Genomic DNA, 24,510 nt, shown 5'->3' with positions numbered 1-24,510 from the left:
GACAGCACTCATGGTTAGTACCGGCCCTCGCGGCACGCGTGGCGCTGGCACCAGCTGCAATGAAAGGAGAAACCGATGCCGACAAACACGATGAAGGCGATTCGGCTACACGATTTTGGTGGTCCCGAGGTGCTGCGTTACGACGAGGTGCCGATTCCCGAGCTGAAGCCGGGTGAGGTGCTCGTTCACGTTCGCGCGGTGGGCGTCAATCCCCCCGACTGGTACGTGCGCGAAGGAATGACCAACGTGCCTCCTGCGATGAGGCCGCCGTTGAGTTTGCCCATCATTCCGGGAACGGACGTGTCAGGCGTTGTCGAGGCCGTCGCCGCGGATGTAGCTGACCTCTCTGCCGGCGACGAAGTTTTCGGCCTCCTTCGCTTTCCCAGCCTCGAGGGCAGCGCCTATGCCGAGTACGTGGCCGCGCCTGCGTCGAACCTCGCACGCAAGCCGGCTCGCATCGATCACGCGCAGGCCGCAGGGGTGCCCATGGCAGGGCTCACCGCGTGGCAGTTCCTGATCGAGCTCGGACACGATCATCCATCGCCCTTTCAGGAGACGCAGCATCACCCGATGACACTGGACGCCGAGACGACGGTGCTCATCAATGGCGCCGCTGGCGGCGTGGGGCACTTCGCGGTACAGCTGGCAAAATGGAAGCGTGCGCGCGTCGTCGCGGTGGCATCGGGCGCGCATGAGTCGTTCCTGCGCGAGCTCGGCGCCGACGAGTTCATCGACTACACCAAGAGCCGTCCCGCGGAAGTCGCGCACAACGTTGATCTCGTTCTTGATACCGTCGGCGGTCCTGACAGCAGTCGTTTCCTGCGCACGCTCAGGCGCGGCGGCGCGTTGTACCCGGTGTTCTTCGGCGACTACGACCCCGCAGAGACCGCGAAGCTAGGCGTCACGACCTCGGGTACCCAGGTACGCTCGAACGGCCCACAGCTCGCAGAACTCGGACGCCTACTCGATGCGGGCACGCTTCGCATCGCCATAGACAGCACGTTTCCGCTTGCGGATGCCCGAAGAGCACACGAACGAGCTGCGCGTGGGCACATCCAGGGCAAGATCGTGCTCACGGTCGCGTGAGAACGGGCCGTTCGTAACGGGGCCCTCAGGGAGTACGCCGCCCGCCGGTGTGCAGCTGCCTGTCCGCGGTGCGGTCCTCGTGGGAATGCTGAGGCTGCGGAGAATGCTGGGGCTGCGGAGAATGCTGGGGCTGCGGAGAATGCTGGGGCTGCTGGGGGTGGCGGCGCGACCACAGCCACCGGCCGGCCTCGATGGCCACGGTGACTGTCCCCGCCAGCCCGAACGCGAGCAGGAAGCCCTTCCACGGCGCGTCGGTGAAGGTGGACCCGCCCACGAATCCCAGCAGCGCGTTGTAGCCGCTCCAGCCGACGGCGCCCACCGCGGCCGCCGGCACGAACCGCCGGTAGTCGAAGTGGGTGGTGCCCGCCACCAGGGTGGTGGCGGTCCGGCCGCCCGGCACGAACCTGGCGGCGATGATCAGGGTGACGCCGCGGCGGTCGAGGGTTCGCCGGGCCCAGTCGAGCGTCCGTTCCCCGCGCGGTCCCCGGACGACCAGGCGGGCGACGCGCTCACCGAACAGGTGCCCCAGGCCGTAGGCGAGGTTGTCGCCCGCGAACGCCCCGACGGCCCCGGCAACCATGATCAGTATGAGGTTGAGGTCGCCGGAGCTCGCGAGCACCCCGCCGGTGATGACCATCGTCTCGCTGGGGACGATCGGCAGGACCGCGTCGAGCAGGCAGATCCCCCAGACCAGCAGGTAGGTCCACCAGGCACCGGACATGGCGTCCACGAGTTGATCGAACACAGCACAAGTCGTTTCCCACCGGAGCCGACACAACCGCACGGGCGTCGACGGATCCGCCCGGTGGCACGGGCGTCACCCGGCGAGACGGTCTTGCTCTGCAGGCCGGCGAGGACGAGGCCGAGACCTACCGTCCGGCGCGGAAGGCCGGCGCGTGGTCCTCGGCCCAGGTGGCGAAGGTGCGCGCCGGCCGGCCCGTGACCGCGCCGACGGTGTCCGACACCGCGACCGGCCGGCCGTCGCTGTCCGCCTGGTAACGCAGCAGCGTGTCCACGATCCCGGGCCACGCGGAGGCGCTCATCTGCGTCAACATCTGCGCCCGGGCCTGGTCGAGCGGGAGGGCCTCGAAGCGCAGGGGACGGCCGATCGCCGCGCCGATCAGCTCGACCTGCGCTCGCGCCGCCAGCGACTCCGGGCCGGTGAGGGCGTAGTGCTTCCCCTCGTGGCCGGGTTCGAGCAGCGCGCGGGCGGCCACCGCCGCCATGTCCCGCTCGTGGATCGGCGCGGAGTGCGACTCGGGGTAGGCGCCGCGCACCACGCCCTCGGCCCGGATCGACGGCGCCCAGCCCAGCGCGTTCGTGGCGAACGCCCCAGGCCGGACGAAGGTCCACGCCAGCCCGGACGCCGCGATCGCCTCCTCCACCACCGCGTGCCGGTGGACGATCGGATTCGAGCGATCGGACTCCTGCGCCGACTGCGAGGACAGCAGCACGATCCGTTCGACCTTCGCCGCCGCAGCGGCGTCGAGAAATCCGTCGATGCCCGCCGGTTCCGCGTAGAGGAACACGGCGGTGACGCCGTCGAGCACCGCCGGGATCGACTCCGGCCGAGCGAGGTCGGCCGCCGCGACCTGCACCCCGGCCGGCACGTCCGCCCGGGCCGGATCCCGGCTCACCACCCGCACCGGCGCGTCCACGGCCAGCAGTTCGTCGATCAGCGCATGGGCGACCGACCCGCGCCCACCCGTCACCAGAACCGTCATACGACTGCAGCCTCCTCGCGATACACAGGCAGTACTACCGTTCAGCCATGGTGCGGCATCGGCCGGCCCGGCGGGCGTGACCTGCGTCGAGGCGTTCCGAGTCGGGTAGCCGCACTGCCGAGAGCACCCCGGTCGGGGTCAGGGAGCGCGGTCGGGCGGCGTCGGCGTCCAGATTCCGGCGTGGCGCTCGACGACGACGGGAACGAGTCGGTCACGGCGAGGTGCTGGACGAGCCGGGCGTGGAGGACGAGCCGGGCGTGGAGGGACGGCCCCGTCGTGGGTGACCCGGCCGGAGACGTCGCGGCGAGCCGCGGTGCCCAGGGTGGTCAGGAAGCCGTACGGATTGCGGCGCAGCAGGGCCTGCGCCGCCGCCAGAGCCTCCTCGACGGGTCCCGCCCCCGCCGCGGGCTCGGGAACGGCATCGGGCATGGGACGGACGATAGCGATCGGCCGGGGCCGCCCACCGGCAGCGGCCGGCAGCGGCCGGCGGGAGCCTCCCCGGTGCCCCGATCTGACCGGATCGGATACCGTCCAGGTGGCAGGTACGGTTCCGGCCGGGCCACGGTCGGATCGCACCGCGGCGGGCAACCGCTGGGACGATCGTCAGGGAGGCGTGGGACTGTGCGAGCAACCCTGCTGGAGGACGTCGGGAAGATCGCGCTGCGGGAGTTCCCCGACCCGGTCGTCCAGCGCCCCACCGACGCGGTGGTGCGCGTCACCGCGAGCTGTATCTGCGGTTCGGACCTGCACCCCTACCGCGGCAAGACGCCCAGCGTGTTCCCGAAGCGCATCGGGCACGAGTTCGTCGGGGTCGTCGAGGACATCGGCGACCAGGTCGGCACCGTGCGGCCCGGCGACGTGGTCGTCGCCCCCTTCCTGATCAGCTGCGGCGCCTGCCGGTACTGCCGCGCCGGCCTGCAGACCTCCTGTGAGAACGGCTCGGTCTGGGGAACCGACGACGGGTCCGGCGCCCGCTCCGACGCCTGCCAGGGTGACCTGATCCGGGCGCCGTTGGCCGACGGCACCCTGGTCCGGGTCGGCACCGAGCTGCCCGACGCGTTGCTGCCCGACGTCCTGGCGCTGTCCGACGTGATGGGCACCGGTCACCACGCCGCGGTCAGCGCGGGGGTGGGTCCGGGTTCCACCGTCGTGGTCGTCGGCGACGGCGCCGTGGGCCTGTGCGCGGTGCTCGCCGCCCGCCGCCTCGGGGCGGAGCGCGTCGTGGCGATGTCGCGGACGCCAAGCCGGCAGAAGCTCGCGGCCGAGTTCGGGGCCACCGACATCGTCGCCGGTCGCGGGGCGGAGGGCATCGCGCAGGTGCTCGAGCTGCTCGGCGATGGAGCCGACGCTGTCCTGGAGTGCGTCGGATCGCAGGAGTCGCTGGAGCAGGCCGCCGCGGTCGCCCACCCCGGCGGGCGGCTGGGCTGCGTCGGCGCCCCGCTGGGCAACCTGCCCCTGGGCCCGTTGTTCATGAAGAACGTGCGGCTGGCGGGCGGGGTCGCGCCGGTGCGCGCCTACCTGCCCGAGCTGCTCGCGGACGTGCTCGCCGGCCGGGTGCGGCCGGGGCGGATCTTCGATCTGGAACTGCCGTTGGACGAGGTCGCCGAGGGCTATCGGGCGATGGACGAGCGCCGGGCGATCAAGGTGCTGCTGCGTCCCTGAGGCCGCACCGCCGCGGACGCCCCGGACCGTGACGCGAGCCGAGCCGAGCCGAGCCCGGTGCGCGTTTCGTGCCGCCGACACGCCGTCCCGCCGGGCACGACGGGCATGGCGGTGGACTGCACCATGGCCGGGGCATACGGTTGTTTCATGCGCGCGGATCCCACTCTGGTCTGCCGCCTGCACGTGGATTTCGCCCGGGTGGCCAGCGCGCTGTGTCGCGTCCCGCGCCGCCCGATGTCCCACTGATCGGCGTCGCGGCCGGCCCGTCGAGCGGCTGATCCGCCGGCAGGATCGCGGGGCTCGCGTCCACCGGTCCGGACGCGCCGTCGGTCCGAGGCTCAAGCCCTTCAGCTCGTCCTTCCGGTACCTGCCCCTCGCCCTCCGGCATACGGGAGATCCGCGTGAGCGTGCATGCACACTGGTTCCTGCCCACCTCGGGAGACAGCCGCAACCTCGACGCCGCCGCGGTGAGCGCCAAGGAAGCCCCCCACCTGCAGCCCGCCGCGCAGCGGCCGCCGAGCATCGAATACCTCGCCCAGATCGCCGGCGCGGCCGAGCACCTCGGGTACGAGGCCGTGCTCACCCCGACCGGAACCTGGTGCGAGGACGCCTGGCTCACCACCGCGGCCCTGCTGCGCGAGACCACCCGGCTGCGTTTCCTGGTGGCATTGCGGCCCGGCTTCCTCAGCCCCACCCTCGCCGCGCAGATGGCGGCGACTTACCAGCACATCTCCGGCGGACGGCTGCTACTCAACGTGGTCACCGGCGGCGACGCCGACGAGCAGCAGCGCTTCGGCGACTGGTTGAACCACGACGCCCGGTACCGGCGTACCGAGGAGTTCCTGCAGATCGTCCGGGGGGCGTGGACGGGCCAGCCGTTCACCTTCGACGGCGAGCACTACGCGGTGCGGGGTGCCACCGTCCGGGAGCGTCCCGATCCGACGCCGCCGATCTTCTTCGGTGGTGCCTCCCCCGCGGCCGAACTCGTCGCCGCCAGACAGTCCGACGTCTACCTGCTGTGGGGTGAGCCGCCGGCCGCCGTCGCCGAGCGGCTCGACCGGATGCGGCCGCTGGCCAAAGAACAGGACCGCGAGCTGAAATTCGGCATCCGGCTGCACGTCATCACCCGGGACACCGCCGGCGCCGCCTGGGCGGTCGCCGACGAACTGCTCGCCCAGCTCGATCCGGCGGCGATTGCCGCGGCGCAGCGGCGTTTCGCCCAGACCGAGTCCGTGGGACAGCAGCGGATGGCCGCCCTGCACCGCGGCAGCAGCGACGCCCTGGAGATCTCCCCGAATCTCTGGGCGGGCTTCGGCCTCGTCCGCGGCGGCGCCGGCACCGCGCTCGTCGGCAGCCACGCCGAGGTCGCGGACCGCATCGCGGAATACCACGACCTCGGCATCGAGCACGTCATCCTCTCCGGCCATCCGCACCTGGAGGAGGCGTACTGGTTCGCCGAAGGCGTTCTGCCCCTGCTGCGCCGCCGAGGCCTGCTCGCCGAGACGCCCTAGACCCCGGACTTATCCCGCGGGGGCAGGACACCGGCCGGATACATCCCGTCTCTTAGCGCAGGCGCGAAGTCACCCACTATGGTGGTTTGGTGACATTCCGCCAACACGAAGGGCGTGACACGGTGACGGGAACCGAGAGCGTACTGAGCACCGTCGGCGAGAGCCCCGAGGAATCCGGTGGCACGCGGGCCGGACAGGCACCGGACGGCGCAGGCCAGGACCTGAAGGTCGACGTGCCTCACCCGGCTCGCATGTACGACTACTTTCTCGGCGGCAAGGACAACTTTCCCGCCGACCGCAAGACCGCGGAACAGATGCTCGGCGTGTTTCCGAGCTCCCGGATCGTGGTCCGGCAGAACCGCCTGTTCATGACCCGGACGACCCGCTATCTGGCCGCCGAGCTCGGGATACGCCAGTTCCTGGACATCGGCACGGGCATCCCGACCTCCCCGAACCTGCACGAGGTCGCCCAGGACGTCGCCCCCGACGCGCGGGTCGTCTACACCGACAACGATCCGCTCGTGCTGGCGCAGGTTCAGGCGTCTCACCAGCATCTTTATTAGGTAGTCGGGCCAGCCCTTGGTCCGCACCCGCGTTGCACACGCCGCACGGCTCGGGTGCAGTATGCCGACCACCGCGCGGCCAGACCCTGTTGACGACGCCGTCCCCGAACCAGCCCCGAAGAAGTCGAAGACGGCCCAATACGATCACGCAAACCTACTGGTCAGCATCCCGACTGCTCGGATAAGGCGGCGCACTCTCGGAGCAACAGCCCGTCCCGCCAGCCGTAGGGACGCACGGCCGGCGCGCTGGTCGGCCTGCTACCAGTGCTTGCGTGAGCGTGGCGCGTGAGGCGGTGTAATGGGGTGAGGACGAGGGTTGTCGCTGGACGGTCTGCCCCTCGTGCTCAGCGGACGTGGTAAAGCCAGCATTTTGATGGAGGTGCCCCCAGCCCAGCGCGCAGGGGGATAGTTGAACGGATGGGACGGGATCGGTGTTCGGGACGGGTGAAGCAGTGAGGATCGAACCGGCGGACGATGCCATGTTCGGCGAGCGCACCGCCTGGCGGTACGACCCGCCCTACGACTTCTACGACGACGACGGCCTACCCGTGAAGAACCCCGAGCGTTTCTTCGCTGTGCGCGACGACGACGGTGCGCTCATGGGTTTCTACTTCTTCGAGTTGCACGGCGACGCGCTGTTCTACGGGTTCGGCCTGCGGCCCGATCTCACCGGCCGAGGGCTCGGCGGGCAGTTCGTGCTGGCCGGGTTGGAGTTCGCCCGCCCCTTCTACGGGCAGCGCCGGGTCGTGCTCTACGTCGCCGCCTTCAACGAACGCGCCATCCGCCTGTACCAGCGCCTCGGTTTCACCGAGACCGGCCGGCATGCCGAGACGTTCGACGGTTACGGGGCCGTGGAGTTCGTCGACATGGAAAAGCCAGGCTGAGCGCCCTCTGCGCCGGGCCGGGTCGATGCGGAGGGCATGTTCACCGAGAACGGCCCGTGGCTCGTAGACGCCCGAGAGCATGTGACAGAACGCCACCGAGAGCGGCGACTGCTCGGATAAATCTGACCGCTGCTCACGTACTGCTCATATACACGGTCGGTTGCTCAGCTGTACCCGACGCCTACTGTAGAGATCGCTGGATCATGGCCAGTCGCCGTGCCTGGCAACGAGCTTGTTGGCCACCGGCCGTGGGTCGACCGTCGTCGTAGTTCGCCAAACGCGTCGGTGCCGATGGTGATTCAGTACCGGTCCAACGCGTGCGCGTAGGGCACCGGCAGCGCCGCCGTGCCGCCACCCGGAAACCACGCCGAGCATGTTCGCCGATGGTGTTCCGGGACGACCGCCGCGAGCGTCGACGCGTCAGCGGCCGAGGAGTATCCGAGGAGCAGGCGGACCAGAAGCCCATTGCCGGGGATGAGCTCCCCGCGGGCCAGCTCGTCCATCGCGACGTCGACGGCGGCGCCGACGGCGGCGCCGCGGTTCCGGCGCCGAAGTTCCGACTCAAGGGCTGCCAGCAGCCCCGGCCGGTTCAGGATCGCGGCCATCATCCCGCCGGTCGGCGGGAACTCCTGCTGGTACGCGCAGCCCAGGTGCCGCGCGAGCCGCCCCACGACGCCATCGGACGGCTCCCGCACCCGAAACTCGCTGACACGCAGCTCCCAGGCCATCGCGGCTACGTCGGCGAGCAGACAGAGGGCGACGTCCGCGTCGCTGGCCGCCATCTCCTGGACAGTCAGCCCGAAGTAGCCGTCGCCGAACGACCGGCCCGCCACGATCGCATATCCCGCGAGCATCCCCTCGGCCTCCGCGACGAGGATCTCCGAGCCTGGCCGCCAGGTCGTCCGGGTTACCAGACGGTTCCAGTCCGCGGGGCGTTCGTGGGTCCACGGCCGGTGGGCGTGCGTCGAGTTGTAAAGGTCCACCATCGCCGGCAGGTCCTCGGTCGAGCCAGGCCGGACCCGCGCGGTGGCCGGCGCAGCGGCGGCAGCGGCGCGTTCGACGTCGCGAACGCGAAGGTCCAAGTGGCCCTCGGCAACGGACGTGGCGAAGCCGAACTTCTCGTACACGCCCTGGATACCGTCGGAGACCGCCGCGACGGTCACCCGGCGTGACATGCGCTCCAGCGTCTGGCGGAGAAGCCGGCCCATGTGGCCACGCCGACGGAAGGACGGTTGCACCTCCACCCCGCCGATACCCTCGGCGTCGACCGCCATCGCACCGAAACGCCACCGGAAGGAATCCTCCAGCTCGCCCACGGGCGTGTCCTCGTCTGCCACGAGCCGGCAGTAGCGCACGGACCGGTCACCCGCACCCGACTCGATCGTCTCCATGTAGCGCAGACCGGGCTCCAGCACGACGTCGACCACCGGATGCATGTCCCGAATGTCTTCCCTCCCGGTAGATCGCGCAAATCACTGGCTGTGCCACGGTGACGTCAGCTGTCCAACGGCCTGGCGTCGCCACGGGAGCCTCAAGAGTAGGCATGCGCAACCCAGGGGTGGTACCGACCGTCCTTGCCCGTCTTTAGGCTTCTGACCTGTGCCTTTTGACAATCTGGCCGGTCTGGGGTCCGTCCGTCCCCGGGCTGCACATGCCGCGGGGCTCGGCCGGCAGCGGCCCAGGGACTGTCCGGTGACACGGTCCCGGCGGCCCGACGTCTGGTGGAGTCCCGCCGCGAGCGTTCAGGCCGGGTGGTCTGGGACGACCTCATGTCGCGCTAGCAGGGGGAGCAGGGTGTCGTGGCCCTGGGTGATGTTCCACTGCTCCGCAGCGAGACCAGCGATACGGGCGCCTGCGATGTTTTTCTCGTTGTCGTCGATGAACAGGATACTGGCCGAGTCCACCCCGATGCGGCGGGCAGCCTCGACGAAAAAGGCAGGGGCAGGCTTGGCGATGCCGAGATCGCAGGAATAGCAGCTGACGTCGAACAGGCGGTCGTAGCCAAGCGCCGAGCGCATGTAGGAGGCGCGGCGCCGTTCCTGATTCGTGCCGAGATGGACGCCGTAGCCGCTGAGCCGGAAAGCCCGGACCAGGGCTAGAGATTCGTCCATGACGTCGATCCGGTGCCACACGTCTCGGTACACATCTTCGACCGGTGTCGACACAGAGAACTCGGCCAGGGTCGCCGCGAGCACCGGCATGTAGTCACCGCGTCCCGCGAGCATCGGGAGCTCGTCCTTCCAGGTTCGGTGGAGGAACTCCCTCGAACGCTCGCCCAGGTACGGCTCCATCGCCGCGTACCAACCTCCAGGGATCTCCTGAAGGACTCCGTCCGCGTCGAACAGCACGTGCCTGACGCCTGCCACCGATCTTCGTCTCCTTTTCGAAATCGGGTCGATGGGGCAGCCGTTCTCACAATATCGAGAAGATGTCCCACAGAGTCCCGTCCGCCAGGCAGAGGCTGCTGGTGGGGGGCCTTCCACAAGATGCCCGGGGGTGTCCAGTCGTGAGGGGAGGCTGATGTACGGGGAGCGCCGGGCGATGCGTCAGCGAAGCAGGCCGAGATAGCGCGAAAGGGTGTGCTCAACCTGCGCCATGTCGTCGCGGGAGAGGTAGTCCACGAGTTCACCCGTGACATAGGAGCTGTCGATGGTCCGGATCTGGTCGATCAGGATCCTGGTCGACCGTCCCGCAATGATCAACTCTGGCCTGAAGGCGGATGCCTGCGCGCCGGTCGACGTGGGAACGATCGTGACCGTGGACCATGCGTTCTGCTCAATACTCATGACGAGACCGAGCCGACGCCCCCGCTGCTCATGCCCGCGCTTGGCGTCGCCAAGGTCCACCGGGTACACCGCCCCACGAATCACGGTTGGTCCTGCGGCCTGACTGGTACCGCGAGGTTCGTACCCGTGATCACGATGTTGCCGTTGGTGTCGTATTCCCATGCATCGGGCTCGGCGGACAGGTCCTCGTTCCGCAGCCGGTACATATCCTCGCGGGCACGCACCTCCCACGCCTCCCGGTCAAGCAGTCGCAGGGCGCGCCGGATGACGTCGCTGGTCTTCTCGTCCTGACGGCGGTTGGCCTCAACGATCCGGAGGTCCTCTTCGGTGGGGCGGAATCCGACACTCATGAGGTCACCGTACAACAAACGTACAACATCGGGGTGGCCGGTGGACGCGCAAGTCGGGGGTGTGTAGCCGAGGGGTGGTACCGATCGTGATTGCCCCGCACACCTCCGCCTGGCGGCCATCGCTCGCCCGGTTGCGCACGCCAGGCGTCGCGGGCGAACGTACCAGCCGCCGCGCCGCGGAACCTTCGCGTGTAGCGTTACTCCGAACAAGCCCCAAGCGCACACAGATGATCTAGCGTGACCCGACAAACCTGCTGGTCGCGACGCCCCGAACGGTTGGCAGGACTGCGCTCTCTCGAAGGCGGCTGCGTGCATGCGCTGCCGTTGCGCCGTCGTGTGACGCGGCTCCAGTGACTATGCGCCCGGCCATCAAGCGGACGCGGCTAGAGCGATTATCCTTCCCAATCGCTGGCAATCGCATCAGCAATCGCCCATATCGCGTCTGAACTCATGTCTGCGACTACGCAGAGCGGCAGACGGCCCCAGTCGCCGACGCTTAACGCAGCGCCGAGAAGGCGGTTAGCCACCGTAGAGCTGTCGGCTTGAGCGAGAGCCACCGCCACCAACGCCCGAGCCTGGGAGTCCGGGTCGGTGATGGTGCGGGCGAGCTGCTCAGCGTGGTCGTTTGCCCCAGCCTGGACCAGAGCCTCGACCACCGCCTCCAACGCGGGGCCTGAAAGTACGGGTGGGTGATGCCACGGGCGAGCTGCTCGGCGCAGGCCGCGGTGTCGCCGCCGGTCAGGTCGAGCATCCGGTCAGGTCGAGCATCCGGTCGTGGCGTGCCTGGTCGGTGGCGCAGTCGACGGCGCGAGCTAGATCACCGGCTGCCAGCAGGAGCCGGTAATAGCCGCGTAGCAGGTATTCCGGGGTGCCGTGGGGCCAGCGTCGTTGCCGGTAGTCCTGTGCCCAGGCGTGGAGCCGGTCCCGGTAGGCGGCGAGTCTCCTGGACCCATAGGCGCGGATGGCGTCCTGTTGGAGTTCCTCATGGCCGAGCAGGTACACCCGCGGTCCGTCGGTCGGGTTCCAGTGCGAGGCGCGGCTGGCGAAGCTGCGGCCGGCGACGGTGGACAGCAGGTGCTCGATGTGCCATTCGGTGACGTCGTGATCGGTCGAGAGCTCTTCGAGGTCACGGCCGGACAGACCACCGCCCGCCGCGGTCACCAGACCCAGCAGCTCCCGTTCCTGCGTGCGACCGGTCAACAGCCGGAGCAGATCAGCCTGCATGTCCGCCCTGATCGCGGCAGCGCGCTCGGACCGGTCCAGCACCTGGATGATCACCGGGTCGCGCAGCGGATGGCCGGGGGGAACATCTGCGGGGATCGGCGGGTCCGGGCGGCCCGCGACCACCACCCGCGCACCGTGCGGCGGGTTGGCGGGTAGCAGCCCGGCGATGCTGCGCGCCCCGGGTCCGGTCACCCCCCGGTCCTCGTCCAGTCCGTCCACGACCAGCACCAACCACTGCCCACGGGCTTCGCAGTACGCGGCGGCGTCCGCGAACCACTGGAACCACAGCCGCTCCCGGCGGCCCTCGTCCTGAAACGGGGGGAACCGACTCGCCGAGGAGTTCAGCGAGTTGCTCGGTGACGATCTCGACGAACGCGGCCCGGTCGCTGTTACCCGCATATCGGGCGGTGATGAAGAACGACACCACCCGCACCCCCGGCGGAGGGTCGAGCACGAAGCGGGACATCAACGCGGACTTCCCCGTCCACGCCGCCGCCCGCCACCACGCATACCGGCTGCCCGTCGCATCGTCCGGGGCGGCGCAGAACGCGGCCAGCCCGGCGAGTTCCGCCTCCCTGCCAAGCAGGCGTGGCGGTGCGATCTGCCGCACCTGCTCCAGATACGCCGACCGGGCGACGGGAACGGACAGCGCCCGATCGTGCCGTGAGGGTGACGGCGCTCTCGCGCCCGGTCCCGCTATCGCGGGAAAGCAGGCTCTACCCCGGGCTTTCGGCGGCGCGGCGTGATCGCGTCCAACAGCCGTCGCCGCGCCGTATCCAGGTCGACACCGAACAGGTCCACCGACACGACCGGGCGCAACAGCCCCGGCCGCTCGCAGTCCTCTACCCGCGCGACGAGCAGAAGACGCTTTGTGCCAGCCGGGTCGGCCGCCCACGCGGCCTGCCACTCCGTCGTCGCGAACGCCGACGTCAAATACGCAGCCGACAAGACAACCACGATCCGCCGGTCGTCGGACAAAGCCCGGTGCATCTCGTCGACAAAATTCGACCCCGGGCCGAAGTCCCACGCCTGAATCAGCGCCTCATGACCGGCGGCTTCCAATGTCCAAGCGACCCACACCGCCCACTTGACGTCAATACTTGTGTACGACACGAAGAAGCGCTGCGCCCCGCCGTCCCCACCGGCCATACGATCAGCACCCCACACCACCCGCGAACAACACCCACGGCCAGCGCACCCCCAGCAGCGAAAGGCCACCGCACCAGCGACGGCCACCCATCCGCCCCACGCCGTTGGAGCATTGCACCGCTGAATCCCTGGACAGCAGCGGCGCTACCGGCCCGCGCCTCGGGGCGCTGGTATGCCTGCGATACGTGGATCGGCATCGGAGTGGCATGTGCAACCAAGGGGTGGTACCGATCGTGCTCGCGCACGCCCGCGCCCTGCTCGCCAGCACCCCGCAGGGACGCACCGCCTACATCGACGCGGACCTGCGCGACACCCGGCGCATCCTCACCGCCCCCGAGCTGCCCGAGACCCTCGACCTGACCAGGCCGATCGCGCTGTCACTCATCGCGATCTTCCACTTCATCCCGGGCGGCGACGACCCGTACGGGATCATGCGTCGCCTCGTCGACCTGCTCCCCTCGGGCAGCTACGTCTCGCTGACCCACCTGACCGCCGACCTGGATCCGGCGATGCGCGAGGTCGAGCGGGCCTACCTGGCCAGCGGCGTCCCCATGCACCTGCGCACCCACGCCCAGGTCGAGCGGTTCTTCGAAGGCCTGGACCTCGTCGAGCCCGGCCTGCAGGTCGTCCACCGCCGGCGGCCCGAACTCGCGGACCCGGCCGAGACGACCCCGGTCGAGACGACCCCGGTCGAGACGACCCCGGTCGGCGACGGCGCGAGCGCGACGGACCCGGCCTCGCGGGTAAACGCCATCCCGCTGTCGGAACTGACCGACGCGCAGGTGAGCATCTACGGCGCGGTCGGCTACAAGCCCTGATGCGGGCCGGGCCCCGATGGTGGCGGCGCGTCAGGTGGCCGCCTCCGACCGGGCAGCGTAGCGGCTCGGTGGACGCGGCAGGCCGAGGTGCTCGCGCAGCGTGCGCCCGGTGTAGGCGGTGCGGAACAGGCCGCGGCGGCGCAGCTCGGGGATGACCAGGTCGACGAAGTCGTCCAGGGCGTCCGGTAGATACGGGAAGATCACGTTGAAGCCGTCGGCGGCGCGCTGCTCGAACCACTCCTGGATGTGGTCGGCCACGGTCGCCGGCGTGCCGACGAGGGTCCGGTCGTCCCGGGCGATCTGCTCGGCGAGCTGGCGGATGGTCAGGTTGTCCGCCCGCGCCTGGTCGAGAATCTGTCGCTGGCCGCTGAGACTCTGGTTGGACGCCGGCAGCTCGGGCAGCGGGCCGTCGAGCGGGAACGCGGTGAGATCGAAACCGCCGAGCCGGTAGGCCAGGTCGGCGAGTGCCACCCGCGGGTCGAGCAGCGAGCGCAGCGCGGCGATCTTGTCCTCCGCCTCGGCCTGGGTCCGCCCCACGATCGTGGACAGCGCGGGCAGCACGAGCACGTGGTCGGGGTTGCGCCCGGCGGCCGCGGCCCGCGCCTTCATGTCGGCGTAGTGCGCCTGCGCCTGCGGCAGGGTCGGCGGCGCGGTGAAGATCACCTCGCCGACTCGGGCCGCGAGCTCCCGGCCCGTCTCGGAGGCGCCGGCCTGGACGATCACCGGCCGGCCCTGCGGTGGCCGGGCGATGTTCAGTGGCCCGGCGACCCGCAGGTGCGTCCCGGTGTGGTTCAGCCAGTGCAGCTTCTCCGCGTCGAAGTAGATCCCGGACGCCTGGTCGTGGCGGAAGGCGTCGTCGTCGAAGCTGTCCCACAGGCCGGTCACCACGTCGTGGAACTCGGCGGCGCGCGCGTAGCGCAGCTCATGGTCGACGTGGCTGTCCAGCCCGAAGTTGCGCGCCTCCGCGTCGTTGAGGGAGGTGACCAGGTTCCAGCCGGCCCGCCCGCCGGAGATGTGGTCCAGCGAGGCGAAGGTCCTGGCCAGGTGGTAGGGCTCGTTGTAGGTCGTCGACGCCGTCGCGACGAGCCCGATCCGGGTGGTCGCCGTGGCGAGTGCGGCGAGCAGGGTCGTCGGCTCGAACGAGTCGTTGACGACCGAGACGCGGGAAAGCACCTCCTGGCTGGTCAGCGGGACACCGACCAGATCGGCGAGAAAGATCGCGTCGAAGGTCCCCCGCTCGGCGGTGCGCGCCAGCTCGATCACGTGCCGGATGTTCACCCCGGCGTCGGCGACGGCATGGGGGTGGCGCCAGGCGGCGAGGAACTCCCCCGGCGGCTTGAGGAAGGCGTTGAGGTGCACCTGACCGGTCCGCCGCGGTTCGGTCGATGTCATCGGGCTCCCGCCTTGCTCGTTTCGGCACCGGGCTCGGCGCGGTCCCGCGCGCCCGGCCGCGGCAGGCCGAGATGCCCCCGCAGCGTGGTCTCGGTGTAGGACTCGCGGAACAGGCCCCGGCGGCGTAGCTCCGGCACGACGTGGTCGACGAAGTCCTCGGCGGCGCCGGGCAGGTAGGGGAAGCCGACGTTGAAGCCGTCCGCGCCGCGCCCGGTGAACCATTCCTCGATATGGTCGGCGATCGTCTCCGGCGTGCCGGTGATCATGCCGCCGCCCGAGGACCGCCGGGCGAGCTCCCGGATCGTCAGGTTCTCGCCGCGGGCGAGGCCGACCATCTGCTCCTGGCGGCTGCGGCTGCCGTTCGTCTCGCCGATCTCGGGCAGCGGCCCGTCCAGCGAATAGCCGGACAGGTCCAGGTCGCCGACGGTGTCCTGGACGAGGCGGCGGGCCACGTCGTCATGGATGAGATCCAGCAGCTCGTCGCGCCGTGCGCGGGCGGCGGCCTCGGTGTCGGCGACGATCGGCGCGAGGACCGGCCAGACCAGCAGATGGTCGGGGTTGCGCCCCCGCGCCGCGGCCCGCGCCTTCACGTCGGCGTAGAACCGCTGCGCGCCGGCCAGCTCGCGCTGCGCGGTGAACACCACCTCGCCGTCGCGGGCGGCGAAGTCCTTGCCCGCCTCGGACGAACCGGCCTGGAAGATGACCGGGTGGCCCTGCGGCGGGCGGGAGATGCTCAGTGGCCCGCGCACGGTGAAGTGCTCGCCGCGGTGATGCGGGGTGTGCAGGCCGGCGGGGTCGTAGTAGCGGCCCGCGGCGGCGTCCCGCAGCACGGCGCCGTCGTCGAAGCTGTCCCACAGCGCGCGGACGACGTCGACGAACTCCGCGGCACGCCTGTACCGCAGGCCGTGTTCGAGGTGGGTGTCCCGCCCGAAGTTCGCGGCCTCCCGCGGGCTCACCGAGGTCACCACGTTCCAGCCGGCGCGGCCGGCGGACAGATGGTCGAGCGAGGCGAACTTGCGGGCGACGTGGAACGGCTCGTTGTAGGTCGTGCTGGCCGTGCCGACCAGGCCGATCCGCTCGGTCACCGTGGACAGCGCGGCCAGCAGGGTCAGGGGTTCGAACGTGTTCGACCGGGCGGTACGGGGCAGCGAGTCCAGGTGCGCGCCCGAGACCGCGAGGAGGTCGGCGACGAACACGACGTCGAAGGTGCCGCGCTCCAGCGTCTGCGCGACCCGGATGTGATGGGCGAGGTCGAGCCCGCCGTCGGGCGGCGACAGCGGATGGCGCCAGCCGGCGATGTGACCGCCGGCGCCCTGCAGCACGGCACCGAACGCCAGCATCCGCCGCCCACGGCCATTGCGGGTGGTGGTCATCTACTGTTCCTCTCCGGGCCGATCGGAGTCGGCCTGTCGGGCACGGGTGCGTGCACGGGTGTGGCCGCGGGCCGCCAGCCCAGTGCCGGGGCGATCTCGGTGGCGATGAGCTCCATGCGGCGCAGCGTCGCGTCGAGATCGGCCGCCGCACCGGTCTCACCCTGCACCGCGGCGATGAAGTACGACACGGCGGTGGGGCCGACGGGGTTGGTCGCGAGACTGTGGATCACCACGCCGACCGGGCCGTGGTGGACGTTCATCGCGTCGAGTGCGGCGCCGTCGTCGAGGTCGGGGGAAAAACCGAAGTGCCCCAGGTAGGGGCGGAACCGGGCGATGTCGGGGGCCAGGTCCACCCGGGCGGTCAGCCGGTCCGGCCCCGGGAACACCCCGTGCGAGACGGCGAGCCGCGCCCCCGCGGGCACCGGCCGGGCAGCCAGGTGGACAGCCGGGTGGACAGCCCGGTGGGCGGCCAGATGGGCGGCCAGATGGGCGGCCAGGTAGGCGTCGGCGAGGGGACGCTGCGCGGAAGCCGCCGGGCCGATGCCCAGCAGCAGCCCGTCGCCGGCCCGTGCCGCCGCCCGCGCCCCGTCGGCGTTCGTCGTCGAGTCCCAGAACCGGCTGGTGAGGGTCGGCGCGGGCGGATGCAGCCGCAGCCCGTCGGTCCCGGTGATCTGCTCGCCGGCGAGCAGCTCCCGTAGCCGGGCGCGAGCCTCGGCGAACAGCTCCCGGCGCCGGGCGGCGTCGCGCCCGAAGGCGCCGAAGGCGGGGGCACTCGGGCCGCCGGTGCCGAGCCCGAGCTGCAGGCGACCGCCGCTGAGCGCGTCGAGGACGGCGGCGTCCTCGGCGAGGCGGATCGGGTCCTCCAGCGGCAGGACGACGACGGCGGTGCCCAGCTCGATGCGCCGGGTCGCCTGGGCGGCCGCGGCGAGCAGCAGCAGCGGCGACGGCAGGCGACCGTAGTCGGGCGAGAAGTGATGCTGGGCGAGCCAGCCGCCGTCGAACCCGAGCTCCTCGCCGGCGACGAACAACTCCACCAGCTCGCGGTAGACGGCGCCGACCGGCCGTCCGCGGCCGTGCACATGGGTCAGGAAGCCCAGCCTGAACGGGCCGGGTCCGCCGGGTACGGTCATCGTGTCCCTTCTCTCCGGGTCGGGCGGCTCTCATTGGGTCGGGCGGCTCCCGTCGGGTCAGGCGGCCTGCCCGGTCAGGGCGGCGGCAGTCGTGGCACCGCCGCGAGCAACGCCTGGGTGTAGGGATGCGCCGGCCGGGACAGCACGGCGTCGGTCGCGCCCTGCTCGACCAGCGTGCCATCGCGCATGACGGCGATCTGGTCGCAGAGCCGGGCGACCACGCCGACATCGTGGGAGACGAGCACGAGGCCAAGCCGGTGCCGCTGCGCCAGCCGGCCGAGCAGATCCAGGATCTGGGCGCGGACGGCGACGTCGAGAGCGCTGACCGGTTCGTCGCCGACGAGCACCCGCGGCCGGGGCGCCAACGCCCGGGCGATGGCGATGCGCTGGCGCTGGCCGCCGGAGAACTCGTGCGGATAACGCCCGCGGACGTCGGGATCGAGGTCGACCGCCCGCAGCACCTCGTCGACCCGCTCGCGGTGGTCGCCGGGAACGCCCAGGCAGGCCAGCGGCTCCGCGACGGCCGCGCCGACGGTCATCCGCGGGTCGAGCGATCCGGCCGGATCCTGGAACACGACCTGGACCTCGCGGCGGAACCAGCGAAGCGCCCGCGGGCGTCCAGGGACGACCGGCCGACCCCGGTAGCGGACGGTGCCGGCATCGGGGCGGTCCAGGCCCAGGAGCAGGCGGACGAGGGTCGACTTGCCCGACCCGGACTCGCCGACGATGCCGAGCGCCGCGCCGTCGGCGAGGCGCAGGGTCACCTCGTGCACGGCGTGGCGGACGCCGGGCGGGCCGAACGGGGATGTCCGCGGCAGGCGGTAGCTCCGGCCGAGCCCCTCGGCCTCGAACAACGGCACGGCGGCCTCGGCGGTCTCGGCGGTCTCGGCGGCGGTCGCGTCGCCGCCGGCCTGCTCCCTCGCCGCGGTCACGGGCTCGTCCTCGCCGCCGCGGATTCGGCGGTCGGAAGATCCCACTGGGTGAGCCGGGCCGCCGCCAGCAGCTCGCGGGTGTGCGGGTCGGCGGGGGCGCGCAGCACGTCGTCGGTCGCGCCGGTCTCCACGACCCGGCCGTGGCGCAGCACGGCGAGCCGGCGGGTCACCGCGGCGACCACCGCCAGGTCGTGGGTGATGAACAGCAGAGCGGTGCCGGCCTCGGAGACGAGCCGGCCGAGCAGGGCGAGGATCTCGGCCTGGACGGTGACGTCGAGCGCCGTCGTCGGCTCGTCCGCGATCAGCAGCGCCGGCCGGCACGCCAGCGCCGCGGCGATGCAGACCCGTTGGCGCTGGCCGCCGGAGAGCTCGTGCGGGTAGGACCGGACGAGCCGCTGCGGGTCCGGCAGCCCGACCGCCGCGGCGAATTCCACCGCGGCGGTCGCCGCCGCTGTGCGGGAGTACCCGCGGTGCAGTCGTAGAGGTTCGGAGATCTGACGGCCGACCCGCATCAGCGGGTTGAGCGCGGTCGACGGCTCCTGGAAGATCATCGCGAGCTCGCGGCCACGCAGCCGGGACAGCTCCCGGTCGGAGCCGCCGAGCAGCTCGCGGCCGTGCAGGCGGGCGCTGCCGGTGACGCGCGCCCCCGGGGGCAGCAGGCCGAGAACGGCGAGCGCGGTCAGCGACTTGCCCGACCCGGACTCGCCGATGAGCCCCACCCGTTCGCCCGCGGCCAGGGCGAAGCTGACACCGTCCACCACATCGACGCCGCCGAAACGCACCCGCAGGTCGGTCACCTCCAGCAACGCCACATCGGCCGTCATGTCTGGCCCGCCCGCTCGGCCGAGCGCTCGACCGCCCGCTCGCGCAGCCGCGGGTCGCCGGCCTCGCGCAGGCCGTCCCCGAGCAGGTTGAAGCCGAGGACCGTCAGCACGACCGCGAGGCCGGGCCACAGCAGCGTCAGTGGGCGCAGGGTGAGGTACGGCTGGAGCTCGGCGAGCGTCCGCCCCCAGGACGGGGTCGGCGGCGGGGTGCCGAAGCCCAGGTAGGACAGCGCCGCCTCGGTCAGCACGGACAGGCCGAGGATGAGCGAGAGCTGGACCCACACCGTCGGCGCGATGTTCGGCAGCACGTGGCGGCGCACGATCCGGCCGGTGCCGGCGCCGGCGGCCCGCGCGGCGAGCACGTAGTCGGCGCCCAGCACCCGGCGGACCTCGCCACGGGTGACCCGGCCCAGCCCGATGCCCGCCCCGACGCCGATGGCGACGATCGCGGTCCAGCGCGAGCCGCCGTACACGGCCGCGAGCACCATGGCGAGCAGCAGCACCGGGAACGCCAGCAGCACGTCGACGAGGTGGGCGACCCCCTCGGCGACCAGGCGCGGTGGCAGGGTCGCCAGCAGCGCGAGCCCCACCCCGACGACCGCGGCGATCGCGGTGGCCGCCACCGCGACCGCCAGGGTGGTGCGCGCACCGACGAGAACCTGGCTGAACAGGTCCCGGCCGAGCCGGTCGGCGCCGAACCAGTGGGCGGTCCCGACCGGCGCCCAGGACGCCGCCGGGTCCACCCGGGTCGGGTCGTAGGGCGTCCAGACCAGCGACACGGCGGCCGCGACGACGACGAGCCCGGACAGGACCGCGCCGAGCCGACCGGACCGGCTGCCCCACACGCCGCGGGCCAGCGCCCGCACCGACCCGGTCAACGGGCGCTCCGCAACCGCGGGTCGAGCAGCCGGTTCGCGAGGTCGACGCCGAAGCCGACGACGAGCACGGCCGCGGTGACCAGCAGCACCGTGCCCTGGACCTTCACCAGGTCACGGTTGCCGATGTCGGCGACGAGCATCTGGCCAAGCCCGGGCAGCGCGAACACGTTCTCGACGATGACGGCGCCGAGCAGCAACGTCGCGAACTCCACGCCGAGAATCGACACCACCGGCAGGGCCGCGTTGCGCAGGCCGTGGCGGCGAAGGGCCTGGCCGCGCGTGAGGCCCTTCGCCCGGGCGGTCCGGATGAAGTCGGCGTTCAGCACCTCCAGGGTCGCCGAGCGGACGAAGCGCAGCAGCACCGCAGCCTCGACCACCGCCAGGGTGACCGCGGGCAGCACGAGGCTGCGCGCGGCCGCGACCGGATCAGCCCAGCCGTCGGTGGGGAACCCGCCGGCGGGCAGCAGTCGCCAGTCGACCGCGAACACCGTGATCAGCATCAGCCCGATCCAGAAGGCCGGGACAGCGAGGCCGAGCTGGCTCAGCGCCGACAGGGCGACCCCGGACGCCCGCCGGTGGCGTGCCGCGGCGAGGATGCCCAGCGGCACGGCGACCGCGAGCGCCAGCAGGGTGGCGCCCCCGACGAGCGGGGCGGTCACCCTCAGCTTCTCGGAGAGCTCCGCCGACACCGAGGCGCCGCTGAGCGCCGAGACCCCGAAGTCCCCGGTCAGCACGCCGCCCATCCAGTCCAGGTACTGCGCGGGCAGGGACCGGTCGGCGCCGATCTCGTGGCGGATCCGCAGCACCTGGTCGGGCGAGGCGGACGTCCCGGCCAGCACGTCGGCGACGTCGCCGGGCAGCAGCCGCAGCAGCGCGAACACGAGCAGGCTGGCAACGAACAGCGAGACCACCAGCAGACCCAGGCGCCGCAGGATGATCACCGCCATCGACGCGCCGCCCCGGCCCGGCTGCCGCGGCTGCCCCGGCCGGGGCAGCCGCCGACCGGGCGGGTCAAGACTTCAACACCTCGATCTTCGACAGGTCGTAGACCGCGGAGACGTCGTCGGTCGGGTAGCCGGTGACGCCGACCCGGGCGACCTGCCGCGCCTTGCCGAGCAGCAGCCAGTCGGCGATGGCGTCCTCCGAGTAGCGGCGGGCGAGGCCGCGCAGGGCCGTGTTGCGGTCGGCGTCGGAGGCGGCGGTGGCACCGGCCTTCGCGAGATCGCGGGCCTGCGGGGAACGGTCGCCGAAGTAGTAGCCGGGCTTGACGTAGAAGGCGAGGTCCCGCGCCTCGGCGTGGTCGACGATGCTCAGGTCGTAGTCGTGCTTGGTGTAGACGCCGGTGAGCCAGGCGGGGAACTCGACGCGGCGCACCTCGACGGTGACGCCGATCTCGCGTAGCTGCGAGGTGACGTAGTCGCCGATGCTCGGCGGGTAGATGTTCGGGATGGTGAGGCCGAGGCGCAGCCCGCCGCCGTGCCCCGCCTGCGCGAGCAGCCGGCGGGCACCCGCGGGATCGTACCGGTCGATATTCGTGAGGTCCTCGTACCAGGGGTCCAACGGCGGCACGGGCGAGCCGATCCGGGTCCCGGCGCCGAGCACCTTGATCAGGCCGTCCTTGTCGATGCCCTGGCGGATCGCGCGGCGGACCCGGACATCGGCCAGCGGCCCGCGGTCCTGGTTGAACGCCAGGGTGAACTTGTCGGTGGTCGTGCCCTCGGCGACGACGAACTTCGGGTTGCCCCGGTAGGTGTCGACCAGGTCGTTGTCGGAGATCACGCCGACGTCGACCTGACCGGTGCGCACCGCGTTGTTCTGCGCGTTCGTGTCGGTGAGGTAGCGGAAGACCACCCGGGCGACCTTGGCCTTCGGCCCCCGGTAGGCGTCGTTGCGCACGAGCGTGATGCTGTCGCCGCGCCGCCAGGAGTCGAAGCGGAACGGCCCGGTGCCGTCGGGACGACCGTCGAGGCCGGTGGCGCTCTGGCGCACGATGACGCCGGCCGGGCCGGTCAGGTTGAACAGCAGCCCGCTGTCGCGCTCCTTCAGAGTCAGCACCACCGTGTGCGCGTCGGGGCTGCTGACCGCGGAGATGGAGGCCAGGTCGCTGGCGTGCGGGTTCGTCGAGTTCGGGGCGATCACCTGGGTCAGCGACGACACCACGTCCGCGGCGCGCACCGGGGCGCCGTCCTGGAAGGCGGCGTTGTCCGCGAGGGTGAACGTGTACGTGCGCCCGTCCGGAGAGATCCGGTAGGCCGTCGCGAGCGCCGGGCTCACGACGCCTTTCTGATCCCGTTTCAGCAGCCCCTCGTACACGTTGCCGAGCAGGATCTGGCCGACGGCGACCCCGCTGGCCCGGGTGATGTCGAGGCTCGTCGGTTCGAGGACGGCACCGATGGTGACGGTGGCGTCGGGATTGGCGCGACCGCCGGTCGACGCCGACCCGCCGCCACTACCGCTACCACCACTACCGCCGCCGTCCGACCCACAGGCCGCCAGGGCCAGACCTGCGACGGCGACGGTGGCGGCGAGAGTTCTGATTCTCATGAAGCGCCCTTTGCGAGGCAGCAATGATGCCGGCGGGCGCGCGGAAGTCAGCGCCCGGCGACCGGAAGGATTCAGGCGGCGGGCCGGGAACGGCCGCGTCGAGAATGCGCCCCGCCTGCCGGCGCCGCCATCCAGCGAGGACGCGCCCGTCGAGGTGGCGGGTGGCGATGGGGGTGGCGGGAACGGTTATGGAGACGGCGTTGGTGCACCGAGCCGGGGGCGGCTGGCGACCGGCCCGGAGAAGGCCGCCGTCAGACGTTGATCAACAAAAGATCTGGTTGATCAACAACAGACCTGGTCGAAGTGGTGCGCGCGACGGGAATTCCAGAACGCGTCCAGAATCGCCGGCCGTGGCGGCCGCCCAGTTCCCACAGCCTGACTGTAACCAGGTGCGTGGCGATCGGTCCAGAGGTGCACAGAACGCCCGGGAACGTCTGGGCCACGCTCGACCGGACGCCACCCGGAGCGTGCCCCCGCCTGGCACAGTGGCGGGGTGGCTTCGCGCATCCGGCTCACCCGGCGCCGTCCGGTCGATCACATGCAGGTGGCCAGCCGGCTGTGTCCCTGACCGCCCGCGCCGCTCCTGATAGTGACACCGACGCGCCGGGAGGCGAACCACCGTGACCAGCGCCCGTACGCTGCCCACCCTCGACATCGGCCCGTTCCGGGCCGGCACCGCCGACCGCACGCGGTTCCTCGCGCAGCTGCGCGCGGCCTGCCACGGTCCCGGTTTCTTCTACCTGACCGGGCACGGAATCCCCGCCGCGCGGACCGCGGCCGTGCTCGACGTCAGCCGCCGCTTCTTCCACCTCTCCGAGGCGGCGAAGCTGGAGATCGAGAACGTCCATTCGCCGCATTTCCGCGGCTACACCCGCCTGGGCCACGAGATCACCCGCGGCAACCCCGACATCCGCGAGCAGATCGACATCTCCGACGAACGCCCGGCCCGGGTACTGGGCCCCCACGACCCGGCGTACCTGCGCCTCGACGGCCCCAACCAGTGGCCGGCCCAGGTCCCCGAGCTGCGTGCGAGCGTGCTCGCCTACATGGACGAGCTCGGCGGGCTGTCCCGCCTGCTGGTCCGGGCCTTCGCCGAGTCACTGGGGCTGCCGGCCGACCATCTCGACCGGACCTTCGCCGACGAACCCCGCTCGCACCTGAAACTGATCCGTTACCTGACCGCCCCCCCGGCCCACCCCGCCGGCTACGACCAGGGCGTCGGCTCCCACAAGGACGGCGGCTTCCTCAGCTTCGTTCTCCAGGACGACGTCCGGGCGCTGAGCGAGGGGGGCGACGGCGCTGCCGGCGATGAGGGCCGGGACGGCGCTGCCGATCGACCGGGGGACGCGCTCGGGCCGGCCCCGGGGCTGCAGGTGGCCGACGGCGCCGGCGGCTGGATCGACGCGGTCCCGAGGCCCGGAACCTTCGTCGTCAACATCGGTGAGATGTTCGAACTGGCGACCCGCGGCTACTACCGCGCCACGGTGCACCGGGTCGTCAGCCCACCGCCGGGCCACGAACGGCTGTCCGTGGCGTTCTTCTTCGGCCCGCGGCTGTCCGCCACCCTCGAACCCGTTCCCCTACCCGAGGAGCTCCTGCGCGAGATCGGCGACGCTCCCCCGCCCGACCCGCACAACCCGATCTTCGCGCAGCACGGCGTGAACACGCTGAAGAGCTGGC

22 protein-coding genes and 2 pseudogenes are annotated in these 24,510 nt (G+C 71.6%); 7 read left to right on the top strand and 17 right to left on the bottom strand.

Annotated elements, in window-relative coordinates:
* Positions 1 to 75 precede the first annotated feature (75 nt).
* The gene (locus NBZ85_RS01885) at positions 76 to 1,086 is read left to right on the top strand and encodes an NADP-dependent oxidoreductase (protein WP_261561425.1); all 1,011 of its coding nucleotides are present in this window, start codon (positions 76 to 78) and stop codon (positions 1,084 to 1,086) included.
* A 25-nt stretch (positions 1,087 to 1,111) separates the two neighbouring features.
* On the opposite strand, the gene NBZ85_RS01880 is transcribed toward NBZ85_RS01885, so the two are convergent.
* The 3 genes from NBZ85_RS01880 to NBZ85_RS01870 all read right to left on the bottom strand — a co-directional run bounded on the left by NBZ85_RS01880 (position 1,112) and on the right by NBZ85_RS01870 (position 3,239).
* Complete coding sequence (locus NBZ85_RS01880; RefSeq protein ID WP_261561424.1) at positions 1,112 to 1,831, bottom strand: DedA family protein; 720 nt, start codon at positions 1,829 to 1,831, stop codon at positions 1,112 to 1,114.
* Positions 1,832 to 1,955: 124 nt separating this feature from the next.
* Positions 1,956 to 2,810 (bottom strand): NAD(P)H-binding protein, encoded by an 855-nt coding sequence (locus NBZ85_RS01875; protein WP_261561423.1) that lies wholly within the window; start codon positions 2,808 to 2,810, stop codon positions 1,956 to 1,958.
* A 138-nt stretch (positions 2,811 to 2,948) separates the two neighbouring features.
* A complete protein-coding gene (locus NBZ85_RS01870) occupies positions 2,949 to 3,239 on the bottom strand; it encodes a hypothetical protein (protein WP_261557188.1) in 291 nt (96 codons plus the stop codon).
* A 192-nt stretch (positions 3,240 to 3,431) separates the two neighbouring features.
* On the opposite strand from NBZ85_RS01870, the gene NBZ85_RS01865 reads away from it, so the two are divergent.
* The 4 genes and pseudogenes from NBZ85_RS01865 to NBZ85_RS01850 all read left to right on the top strand — a co-directional run bounded on the left by NBZ85_RS01865 (position 3,432) and on the right by NBZ85_RS01850 (position 7,430).
* Positions 3,432 to 4,472, top strand: coding sequence for a zinc-dependent alcohol dehydrogenase family protein (locus NBZ85_RS01865; protein ID WP_261561422.1), 1,041 nt, complete (start codon positions 3,432 to 3,434; stop codon positions 4,470 to 4,472).
* A 401-nt stretch (positions 4,473 to 4,873) separates the two neighbouring features.
* A complete protein-coding gene (locus NBZ85_RS01860) occupies positions 4,874 to 5,983 on the top strand; it encodes an LLM class flavin-dependent oxidoreductase (RefSeq protein WP_261557192.1) in 1,110 nt (369 codons plus the stop codon).
* A gap of 122 nt (positions 5,984 to 6,105) precedes the next feature.
* Positions 6,106 to 6,525: pseudogene (locus NBZ85_RS01855) on the top strand (SAM-dependent methyltransferase); the annotation flags it as partial.
* Positions 6,526 to 6,998: 473 nt separating this feature from the next.
* Complete coding sequence (locus NBZ85_RS01850) at positions 6,999 to 7,430, top strand: GNAT family N-acetyltransferase (protein WP_261557194.1); 432 nt, start codon at positions 6,999 to 7,001, stop codon at positions 7,428 to 7,430.
* A gap of 299 nt (positions 7,431 to 7,729) precedes the next feature.
* Here the strand turns inward: NBZ85_RS01850 and NBZ85_RS01845 are convergent, their stop codons facing one another.
* The 6 genes from NBZ85_RS01845 to NBZ85_RS01820 all read right to left on the bottom strand — a co-directional run bounded on the left by NBZ85_RS01845 (position 7,730) and on the right by NBZ85_RS01820 (position 12,939).
* A complete protein-coding gene (locus NBZ85_RS01845) occupies positions 7,730 to 8,866 on the bottom strand; it encodes a GNAT family N-acetyltransferase (protein ID WP_261557201.1) in 1,137 nt (378 codons plus the stop codon).
* Positions 8,867 to 9,172: 306 nt separating this feature from the next.
* On the bottom strand, positions 9,173 to 9,796 hold the full coding sequence (locus NBZ85_RS01840; RefSeq protein WP_261557204.1) for an HAD family hydrolase: 624 nt from the start codon (positions 9,794 to 9,796) through the stop codon (positions 9,173 to 9,175).
* Positions 9,797 to 9,976: 180 nt separating this feature from the next.
* On the bottom strand, positions 9,977 to 10,300 hold the full coding sequence (locus tag NBZ85_RS01835; protein ID WP_261557212.1) for a type II toxin-antitoxin system PemK/MazF family toxin: 324 nt from the start codon (positions 10,298 to 10,300) through the stop codon (positions 9,977 to 9,979).
* Positions 10,297 to 10,566, bottom strand: a complete 270-nt coding sequence (locus NBZ85_RS01830) for a hypothetical protein (protein WP_261557214.1) — start codon at positions 10,564 to 10,566, stop codon at positions 10,297 to 10,299. The genes NBZ85_RS01835 and NBZ85_RS01830 overlap by 4 nt, the downstream gene beginning before the upstream one ends.
* Positions 10,567 to 11,304: 738 nt before the next feature.
* Entirely contained in the window at positions 11,305 to 12,189 is an 885-nt protein-coding gene (locus NBZ85_RS01825; protein WP_261561421.1) for a hypothetical protein, read from the bottom strand.
* 297 nt (positions 12,190 to 12,486) lie between these two features.
* Entirely contained in the window at positions 12,487 to 12,939 is a 453-nt protein-coding gene (locus NBZ85_RS01820; RefSeq protein ID WP_261561420.1) for a toll/interleukin-1 receptor domain-containing protein, read from the bottom strand.
* A 227-nt stretch (positions 12,940 to 13,166) separates the two neighbouring features.
* On the opposite strand from NBZ85_RS01820, the pseudogene NBZ85_RS01815 reads away from it, so the two are divergent.
* Positions 13,167 to 13,757 (top strand): annotated as a pseudogene (locus NBZ85_RS01815) (SAM-dependent methyltransferase); the annotation flags it as partial.
* 30 nt (positions 13,758 to 13,787) lie between these two features.
* Here NBZ85_RS01815 and NBZ85_RS01810 read toward each other — a convergent pair.
* The 8 genes from NBZ85_RS01810 to NBZ85_RS01775 all read right to left on the bottom strand — a co-directional run bounded on the left by NBZ85_RS01810 (position 13,788) and on the right by NBZ85_RS01775 (position 22,830).
* The gene (locus NBZ85_RS01810) at positions 13,788 to 15,149 is read right to left on the bottom strand and encodes an LLM class flavin-dependent oxidoreductase (protein WP_261558186.1); all 1,362 of its coding nucleotides are present in this window, start codon (positions 15,147 to 15,149) and stop codon (positions 13,788 to 13,790) included.
* A complete protein-coding gene (locus tag NBZ85_RS01805) occupies positions 15,146 to 16,522 on the bottom strand; it encodes an LLM class flavin-dependent oxidoreductase (protein WP_261558187.1) in 1,377 nt (458 codons plus the stop codon). The genes NBZ85_RS01810 and NBZ85_RS01805 overlap by 4 nt, the downstream gene beginning before the upstream one ends.
* Positions 16,519 to 17,652 carry an LLM class flavin-dependent oxidoreductase gene (locus NBZ85_RS01800; RefSeq protein WP_261561419.1) on the bottom strand — a complete coding sequence of 378 codons (1,134 nt, stop codon included), beginning with the start codon at positions 17,650 to 17,652 and terminating at the stop codon, positions 16,519 to 16,521. Before NBZ85_RS01800 ends, NBZ85_RS01805 begins: the two co-directional genes overlap by 4 nt.
* Before the next feature lie 74 nt (positions 17,653 to 17,726).
* Positions 17,727 to 18,584 carry an ABC transporter ATP-binding protein gene (locus NBZ85_RS01795; RefSeq protein ID WP_261561418.1) on the bottom strand — a complete coding sequence of 286 codons (858 nt, stop codon included), beginning with the start codon at positions 18,582 to 18,584 and terminating at the stop codon, positions 17,727 to 17,729.
* Positions 18,581 to 19,408, bottom strand: coding sequence for an ATP-binding cassette domain-containing protein (locus tag NBZ85_RS01790; protein WP_261561417.1), 828 nt, complete (start codon positions 19,406 to 19,408; stop codon positions 18,581 to 18,583). Before NBZ85_RS01790 ends, NBZ85_RS01795 begins: the two co-directional genes overlap by 4 nt.
* Positions 19,405 to 20,286, bottom strand: a complete 882-nt coding sequence (locus NBZ85_RS01785) for an ABC transporter permease (protein ID WP_261558191.1) — start codon at positions 20,284 to 20,286, stop codon at positions 19,405 to 19,407. Before NBZ85_RS01785 ends, NBZ85_RS01790 begins: the two co-directional genes overlap by 4 nt.
* Positions 20,283 to 21,233 carry an ABC transporter permease gene (locus tag NBZ85_RS01780; protein ID WP_261558192.1) on the bottom strand — a complete coding sequence of 317 codons (951 nt, stop codon included), beginning with the start codon at positions 21,231 to 21,233 and terminating at the stop codon, positions 20,283 to 20,285. Before NBZ85_RS01780 ends, NBZ85_RS01785 begins: the two co-directional genes overlap by 4 nt.
* Before the next feature lie 64 nt (positions 21,234 to 21,297).
* Positions 21,298 to 22,830: an ABC transporter substrate-binding protein gene (locus tag NBZ85_RS01775; protein WP_261561416.1), complete on the bottom strand. Its 1,533-nt coding sequence runs from the start codon at positions 22,828 to 22,830 to the stop codon at positions 21,298 to 21,300.
* A 620-nt stretch (positions 22,831 to 23,450) separates the two neighbouring features.
* On the opposite strand from NBZ85_RS01775, the gene NBZ85_RS01770 reads away from it, so the two are divergent.
* Positions 23,451 to 24,510 (top strand): isopenicillin N synthase family dioxygenase (locus NBZ85_RS01770; RefSeq protein ID WP_261561415.1); only part of this gene is annotated, 1,060 nt, incomplete at its 3' end.

It is taken from the genome of Frankia tisae (assembly GCF_025403405.1).
In the GTDB taxonomy this organism is placed as follows: Bacteria; Actinomycetota; Actinomycetes; order Frankiales; family Frankiaceae; genus Frankia; species Frankia tisai.
This window is presented reverse-complemented; position numbering and strand designations above follow the sequence as displayed.

Bases quoted from the DNA above. Each gene is read 5' to 3' on its own strand.
- NBZ85_RS01790 (WP_261561417.1), bottom strand. From the start codon at position 19,408: ATGACGGCCGATGTGGCGTTGCTGGAGGTGACCGACCTGCGGGTGCGT.
- NBZ85_RS01845 (WP_261557201.1), bottom strand. From the start codon at position 8,866: ATGCATCCGGTGGTCGACGTCGTGCTGGAGCCCGGTCTGCGCTACATG.
- NBZ85_RS01825 (WP_261561421.1), bottom strand. From the start codon at position 12,189: ATGCGGGTAACAGCGACCGGGCCGCGTTCGTCGAGATCGTCACCGAGC.
- NBZ85_RS01870 (WP_261557188.1), bottom strand. From the start codon at position 3,239: ATGCCCGATGCCGTTCCCGAGCCCGCGGCGGGGGCGGGACCCGTCGAG.
- NBZ85_RS01875 (WP_261561423.1), bottom strand. From the start codon at position 2,810: ATGACGGTTCTGGTGACGGGTGGGCGCGGGTCGGTCGCCCATGCGCTG.
- NBZ85_RS01800 (WP_261561419.1), bottom strand. From the start codon at position 17,652: ATGACCGTACCCGGCGGACCCGGCCCGTTCAGGCTGGGCTTCCTGACC.
- NBZ85_RS01820 (WP_261561420.1), bottom strand. From the start codon at position 12,939: ATGGCCGGTGGGGACGGCGGGGCGCAGCGCTTCTTCGTGTCGTACACA.
- NBZ85_RS01885 (WP_261561425.1), top strand. From the start codon at position 76: ATGCCGACAAACACGATGAAGGCGATTCGGCTACACGATTTTGGTGGT.
- NBZ85_RS01775 (WP_261561416.1), bottom strand. From the start codon at position 22,830: ATGAGAATCAGAACTCTCGCCGCCACCGTCGCCGTCGCAGGTCTGGCC.
- NBZ85_RS01780 (WP_261558192.1), bottom strand. From the start codon at position 21,233: ATGGCGGTGATCATCCTGCGGCGCCTGGGTCTGCTGGTGGTCTCGCTG.
- NBZ85_RS01805 (WP_261558187.1), bottom strand. From the start codon at position 16,522: ATGACCACCACCCGCAATGGCCGTGGGCGGCGGATGCTGGCGTTCGGT.
- NBZ85_RS01830 (WP_261557214.1), bottom strand. From the start codon at position 10,566: ATGAGTGTCGGATTCCGCCCCACCGAAGAGGACCTCCGGATCGTTGAG.
- NBZ85_RS01810 (WP_261558186.1), bottom strand. From the start codon at position 15,149: ATGACATCGACCGAACCGCGGCGGACCGGTCAGGTGCACCTCAACGCC.